Source organism: Myxococcus sp. AS-1-15, assembly GCF_020037055.1.
GTDB classification, from domain to species: Bacteria; Myxococcota; Myxococcia; order Myxococcales; family Myxococcaceae; genus Myxococcus; species Myxococcus fulvus.
The window spans coordinates 69,790-90,035 of sequence record NZ_JAIQDF010000006.1; the positions used below are offsets into that span (position 1 = coordinate 69,790).

Annotated in this window: 18 protein-coding genes; 1 reads left to right on the forward strand and 17 read right to left on the reverse strand. The window is 68.9% G+C overall.

Annotated features, from left to right (window positions below; genetic code table 11):
• Position 1 precedes the first annotated feature (1 nt).
• Positions 2-1,243: an ABC transporter substrate-binding protein gene (locus K8625_RS18180; protein WP_223746231.1), complete on the forward strand. Its 1,242-nt coding sequence runs from the start codon at positions 2-4 to the stop codon at positions 1,241-1,243.
• Between the two features lie 24 nt (positions 1,244-1,267).
• Here K8625_RS18180 and K8625_RS18185 read toward each other — a convergent pair whose 3' ends face one another.
• The 17 genes from K8625_RS18185 to K8625_RS18265 all read right to left on the reverse strand — a co-directional run bounded on the left by K8625_RS18185 (position 1,268) and on the right by K8625_RS18265 (position 20,098).
• A complete protein-coding gene (locus K8625_RS18185) occupies positions 1,268-1,444 on the reverse strand; it encodes a hypothetical protein (protein WP_194869318.1) in 177 nt (58 codons plus the stop codon).
• A complete protein-coding gene (locus K8625_RS18190; protein WP_223746230.1) occupies positions 1,444-2,442 on the reverse strand; it encodes a hypothetical protein in 999 nt (332 codons plus the stop codon). Before K8625_RS18190 ends, K8625_RS18185 begins: the two co-directional genes overlap by 1 nt.
• A 65-nt stretch (positions 2,443-2,507) precedes the next feature.
• Entirely contained in the window at positions 2,508-4,055 is a 1,548-nt protein-coding gene (locus K8625_RS18195) for a TadE/TadG family type IV pilus assembly protein (RefSeq protein WP_223783405.1), read from the reverse strand.
• Entirely contained in the window at positions 4,031-4,834 is an 804-nt protein-coding gene (locus tag K8625_RS18200) for a TadE/TadG family type IV pilus assembly protein (protein ID WP_223746228.1), read from the reverse strand. Before K8625_RS18200 ends, K8625_RS18195 begins: the two co-directional genes overlap by 25 nt.
• A 213-nt stretch (positions 4,835-5,047) precedes the next feature.
• Positions 5,048-5,224 carry a hypothetical protein gene (locus tag K8625_RS18205; RefSeq protein WP_223746227.1) on the reverse strand — a complete coding sequence of 59 codons (177 nt, stop codon included), beginning with the start codon at positions 5,222-5,224 and terminating at the stop codon, positions 5,048-5,050.
• The gene (locus tag K8625_RS18210) at positions 5,224-6,282 is read right to left on the reverse strand and encodes a hypothetical protein (RefSeq protein ID WP_223746226.1); all 1,059 of its coding nucleotides are present in this window, start codon (positions 6,280-6,282) and stop codon (positions 5,224-5,226) included. The genes K8625_RS18205 and K8625_RS18210 overlap by 1 nt, the downstream gene beginning before the upstream one ends.
• Positions 6,279-7,835 (reverse strand): hypothetical protein, encoded by a 1,557-nt coding sequence (locus K8625_RS18215; protein WP_223746225.1) that lies wholly within the window; start codon positions 7,833-7,835, stop codon positions 6,279-6,281. The genes K8625_RS18210 and K8625_RS18215 overlap by 4 nt, the downstream gene beginning before the upstream one ends.
• Entirely contained in the window at positions 7,811-8,614 is an 804-nt protein-coding gene (locus tag K8625_RS18220; protein ID WP_223783406.1) for a TadE/TadG family type IV pilus assembly protein, read from the reverse strand. The genes K8625_RS18215 and K8625_RS18220 overlap by 25 nt, the downstream gene beginning before the upstream one ends.
• Before the next feature lie 404 nt (positions 8,615-9,018).
• Positions 9,019-9,201, reverse strand: coding sequence for a hypothetical protein (locus K8625_RS18225; protein WP_141327720.1), 183 nt, complete (start codon positions 9,199-9,201; stop codon positions 9,019-9,021).
• Positions 9,202-9,212: 11 nt separating this feature from the next.
• Entirely contained in the window at positions 9,213-10,064 is an 852-nt protein-coding gene (locus tag K8625_RS18230; protein WP_223783621.1) for a hypothetical protein, read from the reverse strand.
• A complete protein-coding gene (locus K8625_RS18235; protein WP_223746221.1) occupies positions 10,064-11,194 on the reverse strand; it encodes a hypothetical protein in 1,131 nt (376 codons plus the stop codon). Before K8625_RS18235 ends, K8625_RS18230 begins: the two co-directional genes overlap by 1 nt.
• Positions 11,191-12,759 carry a hypothetical protein gene (locus tag K8625_RS18240; protein ID WP_141327687.1) on the reverse strand — a complete coding sequence of 523 codons (1,569 nt, stop codon included), beginning with the start codon at positions 12,757-12,759 and terminating at the stop codon, positions 11,191-11,193. Before K8625_RS18240 ends, K8625_RS18235 begins: the two co-directional genes overlap by 4 nt.
• Complete coding sequence (locus tag K8625_RS18245) at positions 12,735-13,523, reverse strand: TadE/TadG family type IV pilus assembly protein (protein ID WP_223783407.1); 789 nt, start codon at positions 13,521-13,523, stop codon at positions 12,735-12,737. The genes K8625_RS18240 and K8625_RS18245 overlap by 25 nt, the downstream gene beginning before the upstream one ends.
• A 282-nt stretch (positions 13,524-13,805) precedes the next feature.
• Complete coding sequence (locus K8625_RS18250) at positions 13,806-15,344, reverse strand: DUF4388 domain-containing protein (RefSeq protein WP_223746219.1); 1,539 nt, start codon at positions 15,342-15,344, stop codon at positions 13,806-13,808.
• A gap of 167 nt (positions 15,345-15,511) precedes the next feature.
• A complete protein-coding gene (locus K8625_RS18255) occupies positions 15,512-16,357 on the reverse strand; it encodes a hypothetical protein (protein WP_223783408.1) in 846 nt (281 codons plus the stop codon).
• Between the two features lie 35 nt (positions 16,358-16,392).
• Positions 16,393-17,598 (reverse strand): radical SAM family heme chaperone HemW, encoded by a 1,206-nt coding sequence (gene hemW, locus K8625_RS18260; RefSeq protein ID WP_223746217.1) that lies wholly within the window; start codon positions 17,596-17,598, stop codon positions 16,393-16,395.
• Positions 17,599-17,611: 13 nt separating this feature from the next.
• Positions 17,612-20,098 (reverse strand): plectin 1 isoform 8, encoded by a 2,487-nt coding sequence (locus K8625_RS18265; RefSeq protein WP_370640316.1) that lies wholly within the window; start codon positions 20,096-20,098, stop codon positions 17,612-17,614.
• Positions 20,099-20,246: the final 148 nt, after the last annotated feature.

Here is a 20,246-nt window from a genome sequence, read left to right on the forward strand (position 1 = left end):
GATGCGTCATCTGCTGCTCCTGGCCACCCTGGCACTGAGTCTGGCGGGCTGTGAGAAGAAGTCCGCGCCCACCCCCACCGACGCCCCGCCGAGCGGCCAGGCCACGGCTCCCCAAGGCTCCCAGGAGGGCACTCCAGCGCAGGCGCCCACCCAGCCGGGCGCTCAGGCGCAGGCGGGCGGGGACTCGGGCCCCATCGTGGTGGGTGAGGTGGGCAGCCTCACGGGCAGTGAGGCCACGTTCGGCGTGTCGGCGCGCAACGGCATCGAGCTGGCGCTGGACGAGGCCAACGCCGCCGGCGGCGTGAAGGGCCGCAAGGTGGTGGTGCGCGTGTACGACAGCCAGGGACGCCCGGAGGAAGGGGCGCAGGCGGCGACGCGGCTGATTACCCAGGACAAGGTGGTGGCGATTCTTGGCGAGGCGGCCTCGTCGGTGTCCATGGCGATGGCGGAGAAGGCGCAGGCGGGCAAGGTGCCCATGATTACGCCCACGTCGACGAGCGCCGAGGTGACGAAGAAGGGTGACTACATCTTCCGCGTCTGCTTCATCGACGAGTTCCAGGGCCTGGTGATGGCGAAGTTCGCGCGCGAGAACCTGAAGCTGTCGCGGGTGGCGGTGCTCACGGACAACAAGAGCGCGTTCTCCATGGGGCTCGCCAACGTCTTCACCGCGAAGTTCCAGGAGTTCGGCGGACAGGTGGTGGGGACGGAGAGCTACTCGAAGGGCGACACGGACTTCCGCGCGCAGTTGACGGCCATCAAGCAGTTGAAGCCGGAGGCGGTGTTCGTGCCGGGCTACTACACGGACGTGGGCATCATCGCGCGGCAGGCGCGGGAGGTGGGGCTGAAGGTGCCGCTCCTGGGCGGCGACGGGTGGGACTCCGACAAGCTGTTCGAGCTGGGCGGGTCCGCGCTGGAGGGCAGCTACTTCTCCAACCACTACTCGCCGGGCAACCCGGACCCGGTGCTCCAGTCGTTCCTGGCGCGCTACAAGGCCCGCTACGGCAGCGTGCCGGACAGCGTGGCGGCGCTGGCGTACGACGCGGGCCGGGTGCTGGTGGAGGCGATGAAGCGCGCCCCGGACCTGAGCGGCCCGTCCTTGCGCGACGCCATCGCGGTGACGAAGGACTTCCCGGGCGTCGCGGGGCGAATCACGCTGGACGCCAACCGCGACGCGGTGAAGGAGGCCGTCGTACTGAAGGTCGCCGGCGGCAAGGCGGAGTTCGTCACCACCGTGACGCCGTAGCGGTGTGTGCCCGGTCCCCCTCCCTCACGGGATGGGGGACTGGATGACGTAGTAGATGGAGTTGAAGTAGCGGTGCAGCGCGTTGAGGAGCTGGACCAGGAAGGGCCAGCCCACCGTGGTGATGCCGAGCAAGGCGGCGGAGACGACGGCGTACTCCACCATGGATTGGCCTCGGCGATTGCGTCGCGTGAGCGAGGCCATCAGCACTTCCCCGGCTGCTGGCAGCCCATGTAGTACTCGCCGCGCGCTTGCGCCGTGGCCTGGTTGTTGTTGGCTTCCCAGTCGCGCCACTCGTTGTTGAAGTAGGTGCCGGCACCATCGCCCTGGTCGATGCGCTGGGTGGGCGCGTTGCTTCCAGTCTGGGCCTTGATGGAAATGCTCACGTTGCGCGGGTCATCTCCGGCATCGTTGTCCAGTTGCAGGGAGGTATCGAGCAACTTCCGTTGGATGGCCTGCCGGACCAACTGCTCCGCGGCGGGAGACATCTGAGTGAAGCCCGAGTTCTCCTGGCTCGAATAGATGTGAGCCACGCGCACGTAGACGTTGGTCGGCTCGGTGTCCTTCACGCCAGGCTCCGTGTTCTGCGGCGTCGTCAGCGCCCACGTGTCGGTGACCAGGGCGATGCGCTCCCAAGGGAGGTAGTAGGTATCCTTGCTTCGATCGCCCTTGGCCTCCGCGTTGTCGTGGACGTCGCCATCCTTGTGCTCCTTCGCGAGGTCGACCTGGGAGAACTCCTGGAGGAAGGTGGTCGGGAGCAGGTAGTTCTGGACGCCGCTGCGCGACGAGCATCGGATGAGCCCACCTCGATTGAACTGGCGCATGTACGAGGCATGCAGCGTCACCCCGTAGCTTCCGACAGCGTTCTGGTCGACCGTGCACTCCACCTGCTGCGCCTCGGGATGCATCCAGCAGGCATGGGCTACCAATTCCTGATGGTGATGCATGGTCCGCAGCCGACACTCGGGTGGGTCGGTCTGATAGCTGTCGATTCCCGACTCATGGTCGCAATACATCTGTCGCGCGAGTCCCTGCGTCTGGCCGAAACCCGCGAAGGCCTCTCCCCCCGTCGGCTCCGCCGCGTAATCCGACACGGCGTAGTCCCAGATGGTGGACAGCGCGGTCTCCTGGGCGTCCAACGTGTGGCGCAGGAGGTCGTCCAGGAAGATGGCGTACATGAACACGGGGATGATGACGAGCATGCACAGCGCCGTCTCCACCGCGGCTGAGCCCCGAGCGCTCCTCGTCCCTCGTCTCGTCCGAGTCCTCACAGCGACACCCCCGGTGCATCCGCGATGGTCGACGCATCGGAGTTACCCGAATCCTCGAGAACCCGCTTCGCCTCGGGCGCCGTGAAGGGGTGCAACTTGGCGCGCCAGTAGGGGGAGAAGAGGTTGGGCGCCTCCGTCCAGCCTCCCTGCTTGAAGCGGTGGTAATACACGAGCGACTTGGACATGGCGGTGCCATCGGCCGCCGACAACGTCAGGCTCCCCCTGCCCTGCCCGCCGTGCTGGAACCTGACGGAGCGCGAGCTGTTGAGCTCCCAGGGCGCCGTCTGAGGGTCCCCTACGTTCAGCCTCATCGAGTAGTAGCTGTAGACCCGGGGCTGCCCCCAGTCGCGGGCCGAGCTCGGGTTCGCGCGGTACTTCATGAAGCAGTTGCCCGAGCCGGCGCACGACGTGAGCGCCTTCGCGTTCGTCCCCTCGAAGCGGTGTTGCCCCACATGCTGCCGACCGCCGTTCTCGTGACCTCCACCATTGGCGTCACTCCAGACGACGGTGTCGTAGTCCGAGGACACCACGTTGTGCTTCCACTGGTGTTGGACAGAGCCCTTCTCGGCGCCGGCGATGGTGGTGCCCTGGTTTCCACTCCTTGAGCCCTCGCTGAAGACCCTGGACTTGTTCTGCACCGCCTTGGCGGAGCCGTCATGCTGGAGCACCGTGTAATTGCCCTCGCCCGGGATGTCCTTGAGCTTCTTGAGGAAGTCCGGGTGAAGATGCTTGGGTGGCTTGCCATTGCGGTTGGCAGGCCAGTCCGAGCGGCTCGCATTCCCGATCTCCGTGACCACGCGGGCACGCGCCTCGGGCGACGTGTTGGCGACACTTCCCTGGCACTCCATGCCATCCACGGCGCAGTTGAACTCGTTGGCGTTCAGGCTCCCGACCGCCGATGCCAGCTCACTGACATTGGGGGCGGTATCCCCCTTGAGTCTGGACAAGCCATGGCTCGAGCCATCCTTGACGGCCTGGAGGGTCTTCTCATGCACTTCCCGCTGGGACGTATGGATGTTGTCGACCATGAGGTCCATGCCTTGCATCGCCGTACGGAAGCTCGGTTCGAGGCCGCGGACGTTGCTGTCGACCATCAGCGCATCCTTTTCGAACCGATTGGCGATCTTCTCGGCATCAGCGGCATGCTTGCAGTGGTCACACGAGAAGCGGCAGGCGACGCACAAGGCCATCTCGATACGGAAGATCTTGTCGAAGTTGTCCTTGCCCGCCCGCAGCATCTCGCCCGTGACACTCGCGGCGGCCATATAGCCGTGCAGGCTGTTCATCGCCACGTAGGAGCCGGCGATGGCCCGGTTGCTGACCGCGTAGTAGTTGAGCGCCCGGGCCTCCAGCACCGCCATGGAGAACGACATGGAGTCACTATGTTGCTGCAGGCTCATCTTCTGCCGCAGCGCATGACTCAAGTTGAAGCTGAGCGTCACCATCAACGCCAGCACCAGGAAGGACAAGGAGCCCAGCACGATGGCCTGCCCGCGCTGGCGGCGCAGCCCTGGCCGGCTCAGTAGGAGAACGGGAAGAGGCATGCGTTCCTCGAGGGGATGTCCGACGTATTGAGATACAGATTCGATTGCATCCGCATGGTGTACGTGGCACGGATGGGAGCGATGTAGACCCCCTTCGATGCCGCACCTTCGTAGGGCCCCTCTCCCGTGGAGACGCTCCCGAACCTGCGCTGAGCCACCTTGGACCGTTCATCGTCCTTCACCTGCCCCAACCGCAGCGACATGTGCAGGTCCCGCCCCCGTGCCGCGTAGTAGATGACCCGGTCCGCGAACGGAATGATGAGCCTGTAGTTGAACGTCACCTGCACGCGAAGCTTGGTGCGTTGGCTCTGTCGCCAATTGTCGGAGGTGGCATTGTCGGGGTCGTCGAAGTCCAGCTCGCCACTCCCACCGCCCAGGTCCTCGCGGGTGGGCCCGCAGATGGTGACCTCGGCGTACTTCAGGCCAACCTTGTCCATCCGGTTGCCCGCCATCTCGTTCCACTTGTCCGTGAACTCCTGGCCACTGCCCACCGGACGCACATACTCGATGCCGTCGGGTCCCTCAGCGCGCTTGGCCAGCATCGGCAGGAGCACGGCGACCGCGGCCTTCTCCATCTCCGCGACGCTGGCATTGTGGATGGAGCCAGCCCGCACCGCCTTGTAGGCCGCGTACTTCGTGAGCAGCCGCGCCTGGTGCATCAGCCCGAGCTGCAGGATGCCCAGGATGAGGAACACGAAGAGCGGCAGGACAACCGCGGTCTCCACCGCGGACTGCCCGGACTGCGCCCTCGCGGGATGTGAGCGGAAGGGGCATCGCATCCATCAATCACTACCACGCACACGGAAACAGCCACAAAGCCAGGGGCTCAAATCTCCCATTCCTGGCCTGCAATGTCCTGCGCCGCACACCCATGACAACCACACATTGGGACGAACCCACTCCAGCAGCCCGCCTGCCCGCCCGCAGCTCGAAGACTGTCTTTCGGGAAACCCGTAAGGATTCACCGTCCACCCTCCAGACAGGCAGCGCCCCTACGGAATGGGCGACTGGATGACGTAGTAGATGGAGTTGAAGTAGCGGTGCAGCGCGTTGAGCAGTTGCACGAGGAACGGCCAGCCCATCACGGTGAAGCCCATCAGCGCCGCGGTGACGACGGCGTACTCCACCATGGCCTGGCCGCGAGGCTTGCGTCGGTTCAGCACGGCCATCAGCACTTCCCCGGCTGCTTGCAGCCCATGTAGTAGTTGCCCCGCTGCCGCGCGGTGGCCTGGTTGTTGTTCACCTCCCAGTCGCGCCACTCGTTGTTGAAGTAGGTGGCGGGGGTCAGTCCCTGGATGACGATTTGCGACGGGGCGCCGCCGTTCTGCGGCTGGATGGAGAGGCTGACGTCACGCGGGTCGTCGCCGGGGGTGTGGTTGAGCGCCAGGCTGGAGGCGAGCAGGTTGCGGTCGATGGCCTGTTTGACGAGCTCCTCGGAGGCGGACGCCATCTGCGGGTAGCCCGAGTTCTCCTGGTTCGAGTAGAGCTGCTGCACGCGCGCGTAGAGGTCACCCTCCTCCTTCTGTCCCTCCCCGGGCGAGAAGCTCTGGCCCTTGGTGAGGGCCCACGTGTCCGTCACCAGCGCGATGTACTCCCACGGGAGCAGGTAGGTGTCCTTCTCGCTCCCTCCCTGGGAGTTGCTGTGGACCTGCCCCTTGTTCTGCTTCTGCTCCTTCGCGAGGTCCACCTGCGAGAACTCCTGGAGGAACGTCGTGGGGAGCAGGTAGTTCTGGACGCTGCTGCGCGCCGAGCAGCGGATGAGCCCTCCCTTGTTGAACTGCCGCATGTAGGCGGCGTGCAACGTGACGCCGTAGCTCCCGACAGCGTTCTGGTCCACCGAGCAGTACACCTGCTTGGCCTCCGGATACAGCCAGCACGCATGGGCCACCACATCCTGGTGGTGGCGCACGTCGTTGTCGCACTCGGGCCCCTTGCCGGGGCCGTAGCTGTCCAGCCCCGATTCGTGGTCACAGAACATCTGCCGGGCCAGGCCCTGCGTCTGACCGAAGTTCGCGAAGGCCTCACCGCCCTCCGGCCTGGCCGCGTAGTCCGACACCGCGTAATCCCAGACGGTGGACACCACGGTCTCCTGGGCGTCCAGGACGTGCTTCAACAGGTCGTCCAGGAAGATGGCGTACATGAACACGGGGATGATGACGAGCATGCACAGCGCCGTCTCCACCGCGGCCGAGCCTCGCGCGAGGCGGCTCCCAGTCCTGGCGCTCACAGCGACACCTCCGGCGCCTCGACGATGGCGACCGCGTCCGAGTTGCCCGCCTCCTCCAGCACCTTCTTCGCCTCATCGGGCTTGAACGGATGCAGCTTCACGCGCCAGTAGGGCGCGAAGAGGTTGGGGGGCTCCGACCAGCCGCCCTGCTTGAAGCGGTGGTAGTAGACCAGGGACTTCGACAGGCTCATGCCATCGGCCGCGGACAGCGTCAGGCTGCCGGTGCCCTGCTCGCCATGCGTGAACTTCACGCTGCGGGAGTTGTTGAGCTCCCAGGGGGCCTCGCGCGGGTTCCCCACGTTCAGCTTCATCGTGTAATAGCTGTAGACGCGCGGCTGGCCCCAGTCGCGTTCCGAGTCGGGGTTGGCGCGGTACTTCATGAAGCAGTTGCCCGAGCCGGCGCACGACGTGAGCGCCTTCGCGTTCGTCCCCTCGAAGCGATGCTGCCCCGAGTGCGCCATCAGCACCGTGTGGCCTCCGCCCCTGTCGTCGCTCCAGATGTTGGCCAGGTAGGGCGCGGTCGCCGGGATGGCGTCCTCCCACGACAACTGGGCAAGGGCCCCCGTCTCGTTGGCCGCCACGGTGGTCCCCTGGTTGCCCCCCATCTGTCCCGGCAGGTAGACGCCCAGCATGTTCTGCACCGTCTTCGACGAGCCGAAGTGACCGACGAACTGGTGCGTCCCCTTGTTGTTGGGGATGGTCTTGAACTCCTCGAGGAACTTCTCGTGCAGGTGGTTGGGCGGCAGGCCCTTGCGGTTGGCGGGCCAGGCCGAGCGACTCGCGTTGCCAATCTCCGTCACCACGCGCGCGCGCGCCTCGGGCGAGGTGTTCGCCACGCTGCCCTGGCACTCCATCCCGTCCACGGCGCAGTTGAACTCGTTGGCGTTGAGCGCCCCCACCCCCGACGCCAGGTCGCTGACCTCCGGCACCGTCTGCGTCTTCAGCAGGGAGAGGCCATGGCTCGAGCCGTCCTTCACCGCCTGCAGCGTCTTCTCATGCACCTCCCGCTGCGAGGTGTGGATGTTGTCCACCATGAGGTCCAGGCCCTCCATGGCGTTCTTGAACTTGCCCTCCAGGCCCCGGACGTCCCGGTCATACATCAAGGACTGCTTGGCGAACTTCGCGGCGATCTGCCCCGCCTCGACGGCGTGCTGGCAGCAGGGGCACTTCCCCTGACAGGCGGCGCACTTGGCGGCCTCGGAGGCGGCGATGGCCGTGAAGTTCACCCCGCCCGCGCGCAGCATCTCGCCGGTGACGCTCGCGGCCGCCATGTACGCGTGCAGGCTGTTCATCGCCACGTAGGAGCCGGCGATGGCCCGGTTGCTGACCGCGTAGTAGTTGAGCGCGCGCGCCTCCAGCACGCCCATGGAGAACGCCATCGCGTCGCCGTGCTGCTGCAGGGACATCTTGCGGCGCAGCGCGTGGCTCAGGTTGAAGCTCAGCGTCACCATCAACGCGAGGACGAGGAACGACAGCGAGCCCAGGACGATGGCCTGCCCGCGAGGAGAGCGGCGACGCGGCCGGCGACTCAGTATGCGAACGGGAAGAGGCATGCGTTCCTCGAGGGCAGGTCGTCGGTGTTGGTGTAGAGGTTCGACTGCATCCGCATGGTGTAGGTGGCGCGGATGGGGGCGATGTAGATGCGCTTGGACGCGGCGGCGTCGTAGGGGCCCTCGCCGGTGGAGGCGCTCCCGAACTTCCGGACGGCCACCTTGCTCTTCTCCGTGCCCTTCACCTCGCCCATGCGAATCACCATGGGCATGTCGCGGGCGCGCGCGGCGTTGAAGATGACCCAGTCCGCGAACGGGACGACCAGCCGGAAGTTGAACGTGACCTGGATGCGCAGCTTGGTGCGGTGGCTCTGCTTCCAGTCAGCGGAGGTGGCGTTGTCCGGGTCGTCGAAGTCCACCTCGCCGCCGCTCCCGCCCGCGTCCGCCTTCGTCGGCCCGCAGATGGTGACCTCGGCGTACTTCAGCTCCGTGTCCGCCATCTTGTTGTCCTTGAGCTCCTTCCACTTGTCCGCGAACTGCTGCCCGCTGCCCACCGGCCGCACGTACTCGATGCCCCCCTGGCCGGACGCGCGCTGGGCGAGCACGGGCAGCAGCACGGCGAGGGCCGCCTTCTCCATCTCCCGCACGTTCGCGTTGTGGATGGAGCCAGCCCGCACCGCCTTGTAGGCCGCGTACTTCGTGAGCAGCCGCGCCTGGTGCATCAGCCCCAACTGCAGGATACCCAGGATGAGGAACACGAAGAGCGGCAGGACAATCGCGGTCTCCACCGCGGACTGCCCGGACTGCGCCCTCGCAAGATGTAAGCGGAAGGAGCATCGCATCCATCAATCACTACCACGCACGCAGAAAGAACCACAAAAGCCGAGGATTCGATTCTTCCGCCCCTGACCGGGAATGTCCTGCGCCTCACATCAATGACAGCCATGAATGGACAAAGCCATCCCAGCCTCCCCGCCTGCCTGCCCGCAGCCACATCAAACAAATACAGGCAACGACCTCGGGGGAATCCACGACATGACGACGCCTCCGCGACACTTCATCGCCCTGGAGGGCAATGAGGTGGCTGTCTTTCGGAAAACACGTAAGGGTTTCCCGTCCGCCCTCCAGGCAGCCGGCGCCCACGCGCGCGAACGCGAATCAACCAGACAGGAATGAAACAGCCCGGTCGAATCCAGCGCGCCAGGAGCGCGCGACTCGTCCCGGGCCAGGGGTTGCCGCCGGCGCCCTACGGAATGGGCGACTGGATGACGTAGTAGATGGAGTTGAAGTACCGGTGCAGCGCGTTGAGCAGCTGCACGAGGAACGGCCAGCCCATCACGGTGAAGCCCATCAGCGCCGCGGTGACGACGGCGTACTCCACCATCGACTGGCCCCGGGCACGCCCCTGCTTCCTCAGCGACTTCTCCACCACGGCCTCCTTCATGGCACAGCCCCGCGCTGCAGCAGCGACAGCTGGAGCTCCACGCCCGGCTCGGGCAGCTTCAGGCGCAGCGTGGCGCGACCCATCGTCGTCCCCCGCATCACCTCGAACCCGATGCCACCGGCGTCCATCGGCTCCACCGCCCCCACCTCCCAGCCCTTCTCCTTCAACAGCGCCCGGTACTTCTCCCCCACCGCCTGGGGAGAGTCCCCCGGAATCCTGCCCGACACCACGTGGTGCGCCGCGCCCTCCATGTCGAAGGACAGCGTCACCGGCTCGCTCAGCTCCGGCGGCAGCGGCATCCACGACGGCACCTTCGAGGCCCGCTTGAGCAGCGGCGCCACCTGCCCCGCCGACACGAAGCCCAGGGTCTCCCCGCCCTGCGCCAGCACGGACACCAGCCGCATCTCCTCCGTGGCCGGGCTCCAGTACCCCACCCAGCCGCCGTTCACCCCGTGCCGCTCTCCGAGCACCGGCAGCCCGTTGTCGAGCAGCACCTTGCGGTAGTGCTCCAGCACCTGCTCGGGCGTGTCCTGCGTGGTGAACCAGGCCACCGCGATGGGCACGTCCGGCCCCAGGTAGTCCACCGCGAGCAGCTCCGCGCGGCTCGCGCGCGGGTACGCCGGGAAGTGCACCAGCGCCCGCTTCAGCGCCGCCTCCTCCGCGGGCGAGCGGCCCGGCGCCTTCGCCGGAGGCGCGTCATCCAACGAGGGCGGAGGAGACCACTCCTCGGACACGTCCCGCCGCCCGTAGACGGCTCCCTCCCAGGCGAAGCCGATCAACGCGCCCACCACGGCCACGGAGAACAGCAGCGCGGGCACGCGAATGACCAGGCTCGACGACTTGGGCATCAGCAGCGCTCCGCCTGGGCGCAGCCCAGGTAGTTGTTCCCTCGCGCGTTGTGCGTCTTCTCGTTGTTGTTGCGGTCCCAGTCCCGCCACTCGCTGTTGAAGTACGTGGCGCTGCCGCCATTCTGGTTCATCGTCTGTGTCGGGCCGCCGCTGGACGGGAACGGGACGATGGAGAGGCTCGCCTCGCGCGGGTCATCCCCCGGCGGCATGTCATCCAGGCGGATGTCGCTGCTGAGCACCTCCTGCGTGGCCTCGTTGACGAACGCCTCCGCGGCCGAGGACATCTGCTCGTAGGCCGGGTTGTCCCCGCTCTTGTAGATCTGCGACACGCGCGCGTAGAGGTTCTCCTGGTCGCTGTCCTCGGTGCCCGGCTCGTAGCGGGCCTCCTTGGTCAGCGCCCAGGTGTCCGTCACGATGGCGATGCGCTCCCAGGGCAGCAGGTAGACATCGCCCGCGAGGCCCCGCGGGTCGTCCTGCAAATCACCGCCCTGCGCGTTGCTGTGGATGCCGTCGCTCTTCTTCTTCGTCTGGCGCGCCAGGTTCACCTGGCTGAAGTCCTGGAGGAAGGTGCGCGGCAACAGGTAGTTCTGCACGCCCAGGCGCGCCGAGCAGCGGATGACGCCGCCCTTGCCGAAGTCATCCATGTACGCCTGGTGCAGCGTCACGTTGTACGCGCCCGCGGGCCCACCACCGCCGCCGCCGTTCGGGTCCGCCTGGTTCAGCGTGCACTGCACCTGCTGCGCGCCCGGGTTGAGCCAGCACGCGTGCGCGGTGACTTCGGCGTGGTGGCCCTCGTCGTTCTCGCACTCGGGGCCCTTGCCGGGGCCGAAGCTGTCCAGGCCCGACTCGTGGTCGCAGTACTGGAGGCGCGCGTAGTACTGGGCGCCGTTGAAGCCATAGAAGGGCTCCTCCGCGCCGCCCTCGGGCGGAGGGTTCTTGGGCTTGGTCGGATAGTCCTGGACGGCGTAGTCCCAGATGGTCGACAGCGCCGTCTCTTGCGAGTCCAGCGTGTGCCTCAACAGGTCATCGACGAAGAGCGCGTACATGAACACGGGGATGATGACGAGCATGCACAGCGCCGTCTCCACCGCGGCCGCGCCGCGCCTCGCGCGTTGTCCATAAGTCTTCACAGGGCCACCCCGTCCACCTGGGACATCTGCGCCGCGTCCGAGTTGCCCGCCGCGTCCAGCACCTGCTGCGCGTCCCCCTTGGTGAAGGGGTGCAGCTTGGCGCGCCAGTACGGCGCGAAGAGGTTGGGCGCCTCCTTCCAGCCCTCCTCGCCGAAGCGGTGGTAGTAGACCAGGGACTTGGACATGGCCATGCCCTCGGTCGCCGCCACGGTAAGGCTGCCCTGGCCCTGCTGTCCGTGGGTGAGGCGCACCTGCGCGGACGAGTTGAGCTCCCACGGCGCCTGGCGCGTGTTGCCCACGCGGAAGGGCATGGACACGTAGCTGTAGACGCGCGGCTGGCCCCAGTCCCGGTCCGGGTCCGGGTTGGCGCGGAACTTCATGAAGCAGTTGCCGGAGCCCGCGCAGCCGGTGAGCGCGCGCGTGTTGACGCCCTCGAAGCGGTGCTGGCCGGAGTGCGCGCCGTTGTTCACGTGGCCACCGCCGCCGTCGTCGCTCCAGACCTCCGACTTGAAGTTGCTGGTGCCCACGCCGTGCTCCCAGCGGTGGAAGATGTTGCCCTCGTCCGACGCGGCCACCATGGTGCCGTCGTTGCCGCCGGACTGGCCGCCCTGGGTGAGCTGCCCCTTGCTCTTCACCGTCTTGGCGGTGCCCTTGGTGCCGGAGATGAGCTTCGTCGCCTCGTTGTCCGGAATCTCGTCCAGCTCATCGAAGAACTGCGAGTTGAGGTACTTGGGCAGGTTGGCGGACGCGCCTGCGCCGGGGCTGTCGCGGTTGGCGGGCCAGCCCGAGCGCGTGGCGTTGGCGATCTCCGTCATCACCCGCGCGCGGGCCTCGGGCGAGGTGTTGCTCTCGCTGCCCTGGCACTCCATGCCGTCCACGGCGCAGTTGAACTCGTTGGCGTTGATGGAGCCCACCGCGGAGACCAAATCCGTGGCGAGCGGCGCGGTGTAGTCGCGCAGCTGCCCCAGGCCGTGGCTCCTGCCGTCCTTCACCGCCTGGAGCGTCTTGTCGTGGACCTCGCGCTGGGCGGTGTGGATGTTGTCCACCATCAGGTCCAGGGCCTCCATGGCTTGACGGAAGTTGGACTCGAAGGCCTCCACCTTGTCGTCGTAGTCCTTGCCCGCGTCGCGGAAGTCGCCGGAAATCTTGAACGCCTCCGCCATGTGCTCGCAGTGGTCGCACATGAACTCGCAGGCGACGCACAGGCCGAACTCAATCATGGCGATCTGCATGAAGTTGTTCGACGACGCGCGCATCATCTGGCCGGTGAGGCTGGCGGCGGACATGTACGCGTGCAGGCTGTTCATCGCCACGTAGGAGCTGGCGATGGCCCGGTTGCTGACGGCGTAGTAGTTGAGCGCGCGCGCCTCCAGCACGGCCATGGAGAACGACAGCGTGTCGCTGTGCTGCTGCAGGGACATCTTGCGGCGCAGCGCGTGGCTCAGGTTGAAGCTCAGCGTCACCATCAGCGCCAGGACGAGGAACGACAACGAGCCCAGGACGATGGCCTGCCCGCGCTGGCGGCGGCGGGCGGGCCGGCTCAGTAGGAGAACGGGAAGAGGCATGCGTTGCTCGCGGGCAGGGCGTTGGCGCCCAGGTACAGGTTGGACTGCATCCGCATGGTGTACGTGGTGCGGATGGGCATGATGTAGATGCCCTGGGAGGCGGCGCTCTCGTAGGGGCCCTCGCCCGTGGCGGCGCCGCCGAAGCGACGGGTGGACGTCTTGGATTGCTCCTCCGCCTTCATCTTCCCCATGCGCATCAGCATGGGCACCTCGCGGCCGCGCGCGGCCTTGTAGATGACCCAGTCCGCGAACGGCACCACCAGCCGGTAGTTGAGCGTCAGCTGGATGCGCAGCTTGGTGCGGTGGTTCTCCCGCCAGCCGTCCGGGTGGATGTTCTCCGGGTCGTCGAAGTCGAACTCACCGCCGCCGGACACCTCCTCCTGCGTGGGGCCGCAGATGGTGACCTCGGCGTACTTGAGGTTCGCCCCGGGCATCTGGTTGTTCTTCAGCTCCTCGAACTTGGTCTCGAACTCCTGGGCGCTGCCGACGGGCTTGACGACCTCGATGCCCGCCTCGCCCGAGGTCCGGGTGCTGAGGATGGGCAGGAGCACCGCGAGCGCGGCGGCCTCCATGGTCTCCACCTTGGCGTTGTGCAGCGAGCCGGCGCGCACGGCCTTGTACGCGGCGTACTTCGCGAGCAGCCGCGCCTGGTGCATCAGCCCCAGCTGCAACGTGCCCAGGATGAGGAACACGAACAGCGGCAGGACGATGGCGGACTCCACCGCGGCCTGGCCTGATTGGGCCCTTGTGGGGACGGAACGCATCCAGCCTCGCTTCAGGAGCGGCACCCCACCGGGGGCTGCCGCCGGACGACAACAGGGTTGCACGGACCTTTAGATCTCGCGAATGAAGGGCCCGTTGTTGCGAGCCCCGTCCCCCCCTCTGGGAGCATCCCTCTCCTTGGGAGAAAATGCCGTGCGCGAAAGAGCTGTTCGGCCAGATGACCGATGGGTCCCCGGAAAACTCTCAGCGCCTGGAAAAGCGGGTGACGTGAAGAGACATCCATGCACCGCTCGGACGGCTGCTTTCGGGGGGGATTGACCGGGCTAGCGGCGGCGGGCCATCTCCTGGATGAGCTCCACGTAGCGGCGGTTCTTGGGGTTGAGCTTGAAGGCCTTGCGCAGGGCCTCGTCGGCCAGGGCCCACTGGCCCTCGCCCTGGGCCACCTCGCCCAGCAAGGCCCAGCCATCCTCCAGGCCGGGCTCCTGGCGGACCACCTCCTGGAGCTCCTGGAGGGCCAGCCGGCCGTGGGACTCGGGCTTCATCAGATACCGGGCCCAGGCGCGCCAGGCGTGGTGCAGGGGCTTGGGCTCGATGTCGCAGGCGTACTCGAAGTACTCGAACGCGCCGGCGTACTGCTTGTCGTTGAGGCGGCGGCGGGCCTCGTCGAACTGCGTCCTGGCGTCGAGCAAATCCGTGCGGATGCGGAACTGCTCGGCGGTGGAGGGGCGCCCGGTGGCGGTGCGCTCCTTCTCGCGGTGGGCGGCGCGGCGCTTCCGCCACAGGAGGTTCTGCTCCGCGTCGGACAGGGTGCCATAGGCGCGGGCGTAGGCGGCGAGCAGGGACTCGGCCTTCTCCTTGAGCTCGGGCGTCTGGAAGCGCAGGGGTGAGAAGCGCTCGGCCCAGGCGAGGAAGGCCCGGCGCAGCGGCAGGGGCTGCACGTCCTCGGGCACCTCCAGCAGCGCGAAGGGGTCCTTGGCGCGGTGCGCGAGGAAGGCCGACACCAGCGCGTCGCGCGTGGGCACGTCCTCGTCGCTGAAGGGCAGGCCCCGGGCGGCGACGGGCTCGGGCGCCACGGGCTCGGGAGGCGGGGCGGCCACGGGCACCGCGCGCGAGGACAGCTCCACGGCCCGGGCGTCCACGTCCTCCACGAAGCCCGCGACGCCCAGCAGGCACAGCGCGTACAGGCGGCGCAGGACGGTCTCCATGTCGAAGCCCGTGCGCTCCATCAGCTCGTTGAAGGTGGGGCGCTGGCGCAGCTGCTGGAGCAGCCGGGCGTCCTTGGACGACAGCTTGGGGCCCGACTCCACGGCGGGCATCTGCCCGAAGCGGCGCTCGTCGGTGAAGGTGAAGTGGGTGGCCACCGCGTCGAAGGGCATCACGCCCTCCACGCCCGTGAGGATGAGCTGCGCGGTGTTCATCCGCACGCTCGCGTCGGGCGTCTCCACGTCCGCGATGAGGCGGTACTTCGCGTCCACCCACCGGAAGCAGTCGAGCAGCTTGTGCGCCAGGTTCGCCTGCAGCTGCTTGTACAAGTCGAACGGGCTGATGAGCCCCTTCTGCACCAGCAGCCCGCCCATCTGCATGCCCGAGGAGACGCTCTCCGCCAGCGACTTCTGGTAGTCGGCCTCGGACAGCTTGCCCTTCTCCACCAGGTACTTCCCCAGCGTCTCGTGGAGCAGGTTGGACTGGCACGCCACGGGCGAGCCTTCCTCGAAGAGGATGCGCTTCTCGCGCTGGCGCACCTTCAGCTCCAGCGTGCACGTGCGCTCCTCGGCCATCAGCGCCTGGAGCAGCAGCGGGAAGGGCGTGTCCGCGAGCAATCCCTCGCGCTGCCGGAGCACCTGCGACGGGGAGGGAAACATGGAGCGGGGGCCTCGGCTGTGGACGCGGGGAGGGACGACGTCTTGAAGCCTACGCCCGTCCCGCCACTCCAGACATCCCCCGGCCCCAGGGCCCTTCACCAGGAGGTCCGAACAGCGAGCGGACCGGCCTCCACTCGCGGTCCGGGGGTCTGGGGCTACCCGGCGCGCTACTCGATTGGGGGCCCGGCCTCTTCCCAGCCGGCGGCCGAGGGTGCCTCGCCCGGGGAGTAGCCCTCGCCGTAGCCGCCGCCATAGCGGTGGGTGCGCTGGGTGAACAGGCCCATCTGGCGGGCCATCGTCGCGCCCGTGCCCAGCACCAGCGCGAGCAGCACCGCGTAGGTCAGCGGACGGCTGGGTCGGGACAGCCACGCCCACCGGCGCTCGCGGCGACGCTGGAAGCCCGGGGCGACGACGTACTCGTTCCACGCCGCGTCCCGAGCGCGCTTCGCGTCCGCGCTGCGCCCGTCCTTCGCCAGGGCCCGGGCGAGCAGGTAGCGGCCCTCCACCGAGCCCAGCCGCGTCGCGCAGAAGCGCTCCAGCGCCTCGATGGCGCCCTTCACCTCGCCGCGCTTCAATCGGAAGCGGCCGCGCTCCAGGTCGATGGCGCCCTGGCGGTAGCCGGCGTCCAGCTTCGCCGCCTCGTCCAGGAGCAGCTCGCCGCGCTGCGCGTCGCCCGCGCCCAGGTATGCGACGCCGAGCAGGAACAGGGTGTCCACGTCCTCGTCGCCCGCCTCCAGGTTGGGCTTGAGGATGTCCACGGCCTCCTCATAGCGCTTCTGCTCCACGCGGATGTCCGCCAGTTCGTGGCGCGCGCGGCGCTCGTGGGGGTTGGTGAGGATGGTCCCCGCCAGGTACCCGGCGCGCTGGAAGCGCTTCATCATCCGCACGGGGCTGGGCAACAGCCGCCACGTGAAGCGGTCCGCCACGAAGATGAAGACGATGACCAGGCCCAGCGACAACAGCGGGCTGCCCGTCAGCAGCGTCAGGAACATCCACAACAGCCACTTGCTCATACGCTCCTCGAAATCCCTCGCGCGCGCCGGCTCGACTACAAGAGCCGCGCGCAGACGGCGCTGTGCACGTCCGCGCCCTTCTCCGTCAAGGCCAGTCGCCCGTTCGTGAGCGTCGCGAAGCCGTGCTCCACCAGCCGCGCCACCTCCGCCCGTCGGGGCTCCACCGGCTGGCCATATCGCTCACACACCGCCTCCCAGTCCACGCCCGACACCAGCCGCAGCCCCATCGCCAGCCGCTCCGCGAACAGCTCCTCGGCGCCCAGCGCCTCGCGGCTGTCCTCGGGCAGGCGCCCCGCCTCCACCTGGGCCAGGTACCTCTCCGGGCTGCGCAGGTTGGCGTAGCGCGAGGGCTCGGGGGACAGCAGCATCCCCGTGGCGCCCACGCCCAGCGCCAGGTACTCGCCGCCCGTCCAGTACAGCGCGTTGTGCCGGGAGCTGAAGCCCGCTCTGGCGTGGTTGGAGACCTCGTAGCGGGTGAGGCCCGCGGCGCCGTACACCTGGCGCACCGTGGCGGCCATCGTCACCACGTCGTCGTCCGAGGGCAGCTCCAGCTCGCCGCGCTTGAGCTGCTTGGACAAGGGCGTGTCCACCGCCAGCACCTCGCGCTCCACCGTCAGCGCGTACGTGGACAGGTGCTCGGGCTGGAGCGCCACCGCGCGGCGCGCGTCCTGCTCCACCTGGGCCACCGTCTGGCCGTGCACGCCGTAGATGAAGTCCATGGACACCACCGGGAAGCGCGCGCGCCGTGCCAGCTCCACCGCGCGCTCCACCTGCTCGGCGTCGTGCGCGCGGCCCAGCGCCTTGAGCGTCCGGGGCTCGAAGGACTGGACGCCCAGGGACAGCCGATTCACGCCCGCGGCCCGGTAGCCCTCGAAGCGCTCCGCGTCCGCGCGCTCCGGGTTGCCCTCCAGCGAGACCTCCGCGCCGGGCGACACCTTCAGCCTCGCGGCGATTCCGTCCAGCACGCGGGAGACGTAACGCGGATGCCACAGTGACGGAGTTCCACCGCCCAGGAAGATGGACTCCAGGGGCTTGTCGCGCAGCCCGGGCGAGACGGCGAGGCGCGCGTCGAGCTCCGCCAGCACCGCGTTCGCGTAGCGCTCCTCGGGCACCTGGCGCGCCACGGCCACGGCGAAGTCGCAGTACGGGCACTTCGCGAGGCAGTAGGGGAAGTGCAGGTACAGCCCGAAGCGGGCCGCCGGCATCCCCGTGAGCAGGTCCACTGGCGCGTCGAACGGCATGAGGAGCAAACCTCTACTTCCGGCCCTTCAATTGCGCTTCCAGTTTGGCGATCTTCGCCTTGTAGCCAGCCGCCGCCTCGAGGGCCGTCTCGGCCGCCACCAGCTTGCGCTTGAGGTTGGCCGCGTCCGCCTTGAGCCCCTCCCGCTCGGCCTCCCAGTCGGCGGGCGCACTCGACGCCACGGGCTGTGATGCCTGGGCCAGCTTCTCTTCCAGCGCCTCGCGGGCCTGCTGCTCGGCGCGCAGCTTCGCCTCCGCCGCAGACAGCGCCGCCTTCGCCTCCTCCAGCTTCTTCTCGGACGCGGCGCGCGTCGCGGCCGACTCCTGCGCCTTGCCCGCCTGCGAGGACTCCGCGCGAGCAAGCCTTGCCTCGGCCTCCTGGAGCTTCGAGGTCAGCTCCGCGCGCGTCGCTTCCACGGCCTCGAGCTTCGAGGCCAGCTCCAGCCGCGCCACCTCGACGTCCTTGAGCCGGGTCTCCGCCGCCTGGGCCGCCGCCTCCTCCTTCTGCTTGCCGGCCTGCGCGGTCTGCGCCGCCTGGCTCGCGCGGGCCGCGTCGGTCTTCGCCGTCTCCAGCGCGCCCTCCAGCATCTTCAGCCGCTGCTGGAGCCGCTCCGCCTTGTCCGCCTCGGCGCGCGCGGCCTCCAGCTCCTCGCGCAGCTCCGCCAGCTGGGCCTCGGCGCCGCCCTGCCCTTCCGCCAGCGCATCCGCGCGGGCTTCCACTTCCGCCGCGTGCACCTGCGCGTCGGAGCGCTCCGCCTCCGCGGCCTCGCGGCGCACGCGCTCCAGGGACACCTCCTCCTTCGCCTGCGCGAGCGCGCCCTGCACCCGGACGAGCTCCGCCTCGCGCTGCGCGGAGGCCGTCTCCAGCATCGTCACCCGCGCGGCCAGTCCCACGCGCTCGGCGTCCGTGGTGGCGGTCTTCATCTCCGCGGCGGCGAGCTGCTTCTTGAGATCGTCGCGCTCGGCGTGCGCGGCCTCCAGCGCCGCGGACACCTCGCCCACCTTCGCCTCGGCCTGCTGCGCCGCCTCGCCCAGCGCGGCCGCGTCCGCCTCCATGCGGTCACGCAGCGAGACCTGCTCGACCTCCAGCGCCTCCAGCGCCTCCTTCAGCGCCGCGGCCTCGCCCTCCGCCACCTGCGCCCGCTCGCCGGCCTGCGCGAGCCCCTCTTCCAGGGCCTGGGCGCGCTCGTTCGCGCGCGCGGCCTCGGTCTCCAGCCGCGCCGCGAGTCGGGCCACCTCGGCGGCGCGTTGCTCCAGCGCCTGCCGCAGCACGGGCAGCTCGGAGGCCTCCGTGGTGCGCGCGGTGAGCGCCGCGCGCAGGCCCACGATTTCGGCGTCCTTCAGGGCCAGCGCCTTCTCCAGCTCGGAGGTCTGCGCCTGCAGCGTGCGCAGCCCCTCCTCCACCACCGCGAGCTGGCGGCGCGCCTGGTCGCGCTCCTCCTCCAGCGTGCGCGAGCGGGTCTGCGCCTCCTCCAGCGAGCTCTTGGACCAGTCGCTCTCGCTCTCCACCGCGGAGAGCGCGCCCTGCGCCTCGGCGAGCGCGGCCTCCAGCTGGCCCACGCGCAGGCCCAGCGAGTCGCGCTCGGCCGTGGCCGTCTCCAGCTCGCCGCCCAGCCGCTCCACGTCGGAGAGCACCTGCTGGTACTGCTCCTGGACGGCCTCCAGCGCGCCCTGCGCCTCGGACTTCTCCGCCGCCAGCTCCGCGACGCGGTCCTGCGCCAGCGACAGCGCCTCCTTGGCGCCCACCAGCTCCTCGGCCACCGCGCCCCGCGACTCGCGCTCGTCGTGGAGCTCCGCCGTCAGCCGGGGGACCTCCGACTCCACCTCCGCGAGCGCCCGCGACAAGTCCTTGCGGTCCGCCTCCACCGCGGACAGCTCCGCCTCCACCGCGGCGAGCTTCGCCTCGGCGTCCGCCGCGCGCTTCTCCGCGCTGGCCAGCGCCTCCGAGGTCTGCGCCAGCTTCGCCGGGGAGTCCTTCACCGCCCCCAGCTGCGCCTTGGCCTCCGCGGCCTCCTTGCGCGCCTGGGTGAGCGACTGCTTGAGCCCCGTCACCTCCCCGTCGCGCTCGGCGTACAGGGTGCGCGCCCGGGCCAGGGTCTCCGTCTTCTGCCGGACGACGGCCCGGAAGTACTCGAGCTTCTCCTCTGGAGAAGCCCCCATGGGCATCCGGGGCTCGGCGGCCTCCTTGAAGGGATCATCCCCGGGCACCCGCACCGCCCGCGAAACCGGGGCCGGGGTGGTGGCGACGGGGGCGGGGGTGGCCGCGGGGGCCTTGGCCGCGCCCGTGCCCGCCGACGACAAAGCCGGGGACGCCGCCGGACGGCGAGGGGGCAGAGGGGGCGGGGCAGCGGGCGGTGGCGCCGAAGGCGGGGGCTTGGGCTGGGGCCTGGGGAGGGCAGTGGCGGTGGGGGCGGGGGGGGCCGCTTGGACGCCAGTGTCCTCCAGGTCCAGGCTGTCGCGCAGGTCCGCGAGCGGATCCACCTCTTCCGGAGGTGACGGCATGGGCCCACGCAGGTTACCGCCCGGCGGCGCGGCCTACCAGGGACGCGTGACGGGAAGGGTCGGTTCGGGCGACCGGACGCGGGGAGGCCCCACGGACCCCTCGACGCCGGGGCGCCTGGGCGTTAGCCAGTGAGGGATAAATCTCACC

Excerpts from the sequence above, each read along its gene's own strand:
- K8625_RS18180 (WP_223746231.1), top strand. The coding sequence starts at position 2 with ATGCGTCATCTGCTGCTCCTGGCCACCCTGGCACTGAGTCTGGCGGGC.
- K8625_RS18185 (WP_194869318.1), bottom strand. The coding sequence starts at position 1,444 with ATGGCCTCGCTCACGCGACGCAATCGCCGAGGCCAATCCATGGTGGAG.
- K8625_RS18190 (WP_223746230.1), bottom strand. The coding sequence starts at position 2,442 with ATGCTCGTCATCATCCCCGTGTTCATGTACGCCATCTTCCTGGACGAC.
- K8625_RS18195 (WP_223783405.1), bottom strand. The coding sequence starts at position 4,055 with ATGCCTCTTCCCGTTCTCCTACTGAGCCGGCCAGGGCTGCGCCGCCAG.
- K8625_RS18200 (WP_223746228.1), bottom strand. The coding sequence starts at position 4,834 with ATGCGATGCCCCTTCCGCTCACATCCCGCGAGGGCGCAGTCCGGGCAG.
- K8625_RS18205 (WP_223746227.1), bottom strand. The coding sequence starts at position 5,224 with ATGGCCGTGCTGAACCGACGCAAGCCTCGCGGCCAGGCCATGGTGGAG.
- K8625_RS18215 (WP_223746225.1), bottom strand. The coding sequence starts at position 7,835 with ATGCCTCTTCCCGTTCGCATACTGAGTCGCCGGCCGCGTCGCCGCTCT.
- K8625_RS18220 (WP_223783406.1), bottom strand. The coding sequence starts at position 8,614 with ATGCGATGCTCCTTCCGCTTACATCTTGCGAGGGCGCAGTCCGGGCAG.
- K8625_RS18230 (WP_223783621.1), bottom strand. The coding sequence starts at position 10,064 with ATGCCCAAGTCGTCGAGCCTGGTCATTCGCGTGCCCGCGCTGCTGTTC.
- K8625_RS18240 (WP_141327687.1), bottom strand. The coding sequence starts at position 12,759 with ATGCCTCTTCCCGTTCTCCTACTGAGCCGGCCCGCCCGCCGCCGCCAG.
- K8625_RS18245 (WP_223783407.1), bottom strand. The coding sequence starts at position 13,523 with ATGCGTTCCGTCCCCACAAGGGCCCAATCAGGCCAGGCCGCGGTGGAG.
- K8625_RS18250 (WP_223746219.1), bottom strand. The coding sequence starts at position 15,344 with ATGTTTCCCTCCCCGTCGCAGGTGCTCCGGCAGCGCGAGGGATTGCTC.
- K8625_RS18255 (WP_223783408.1), bottom strand. The coding sequence starts at position 16,357 with ATGAGCAAGTGGCTGTTGTGGATGTTCCTGACGCTGCTGACGGGCAGC.
- hemW (WP_223746217.1), bottom strand. The coding sequence starts at position 17,598 with ATGCCGTTCGACGCGCCAGTGGACCTGCTCACGGGGATGCCGGCGGCC.
- K8625_RS18265 (WP_370640316.1), bottom strand. The coding sequence starts at position 20,098 with ATGCCGTCACCTCCGGAAGAGGTGGATCCGCTCGCGGACCTGCGCGAC.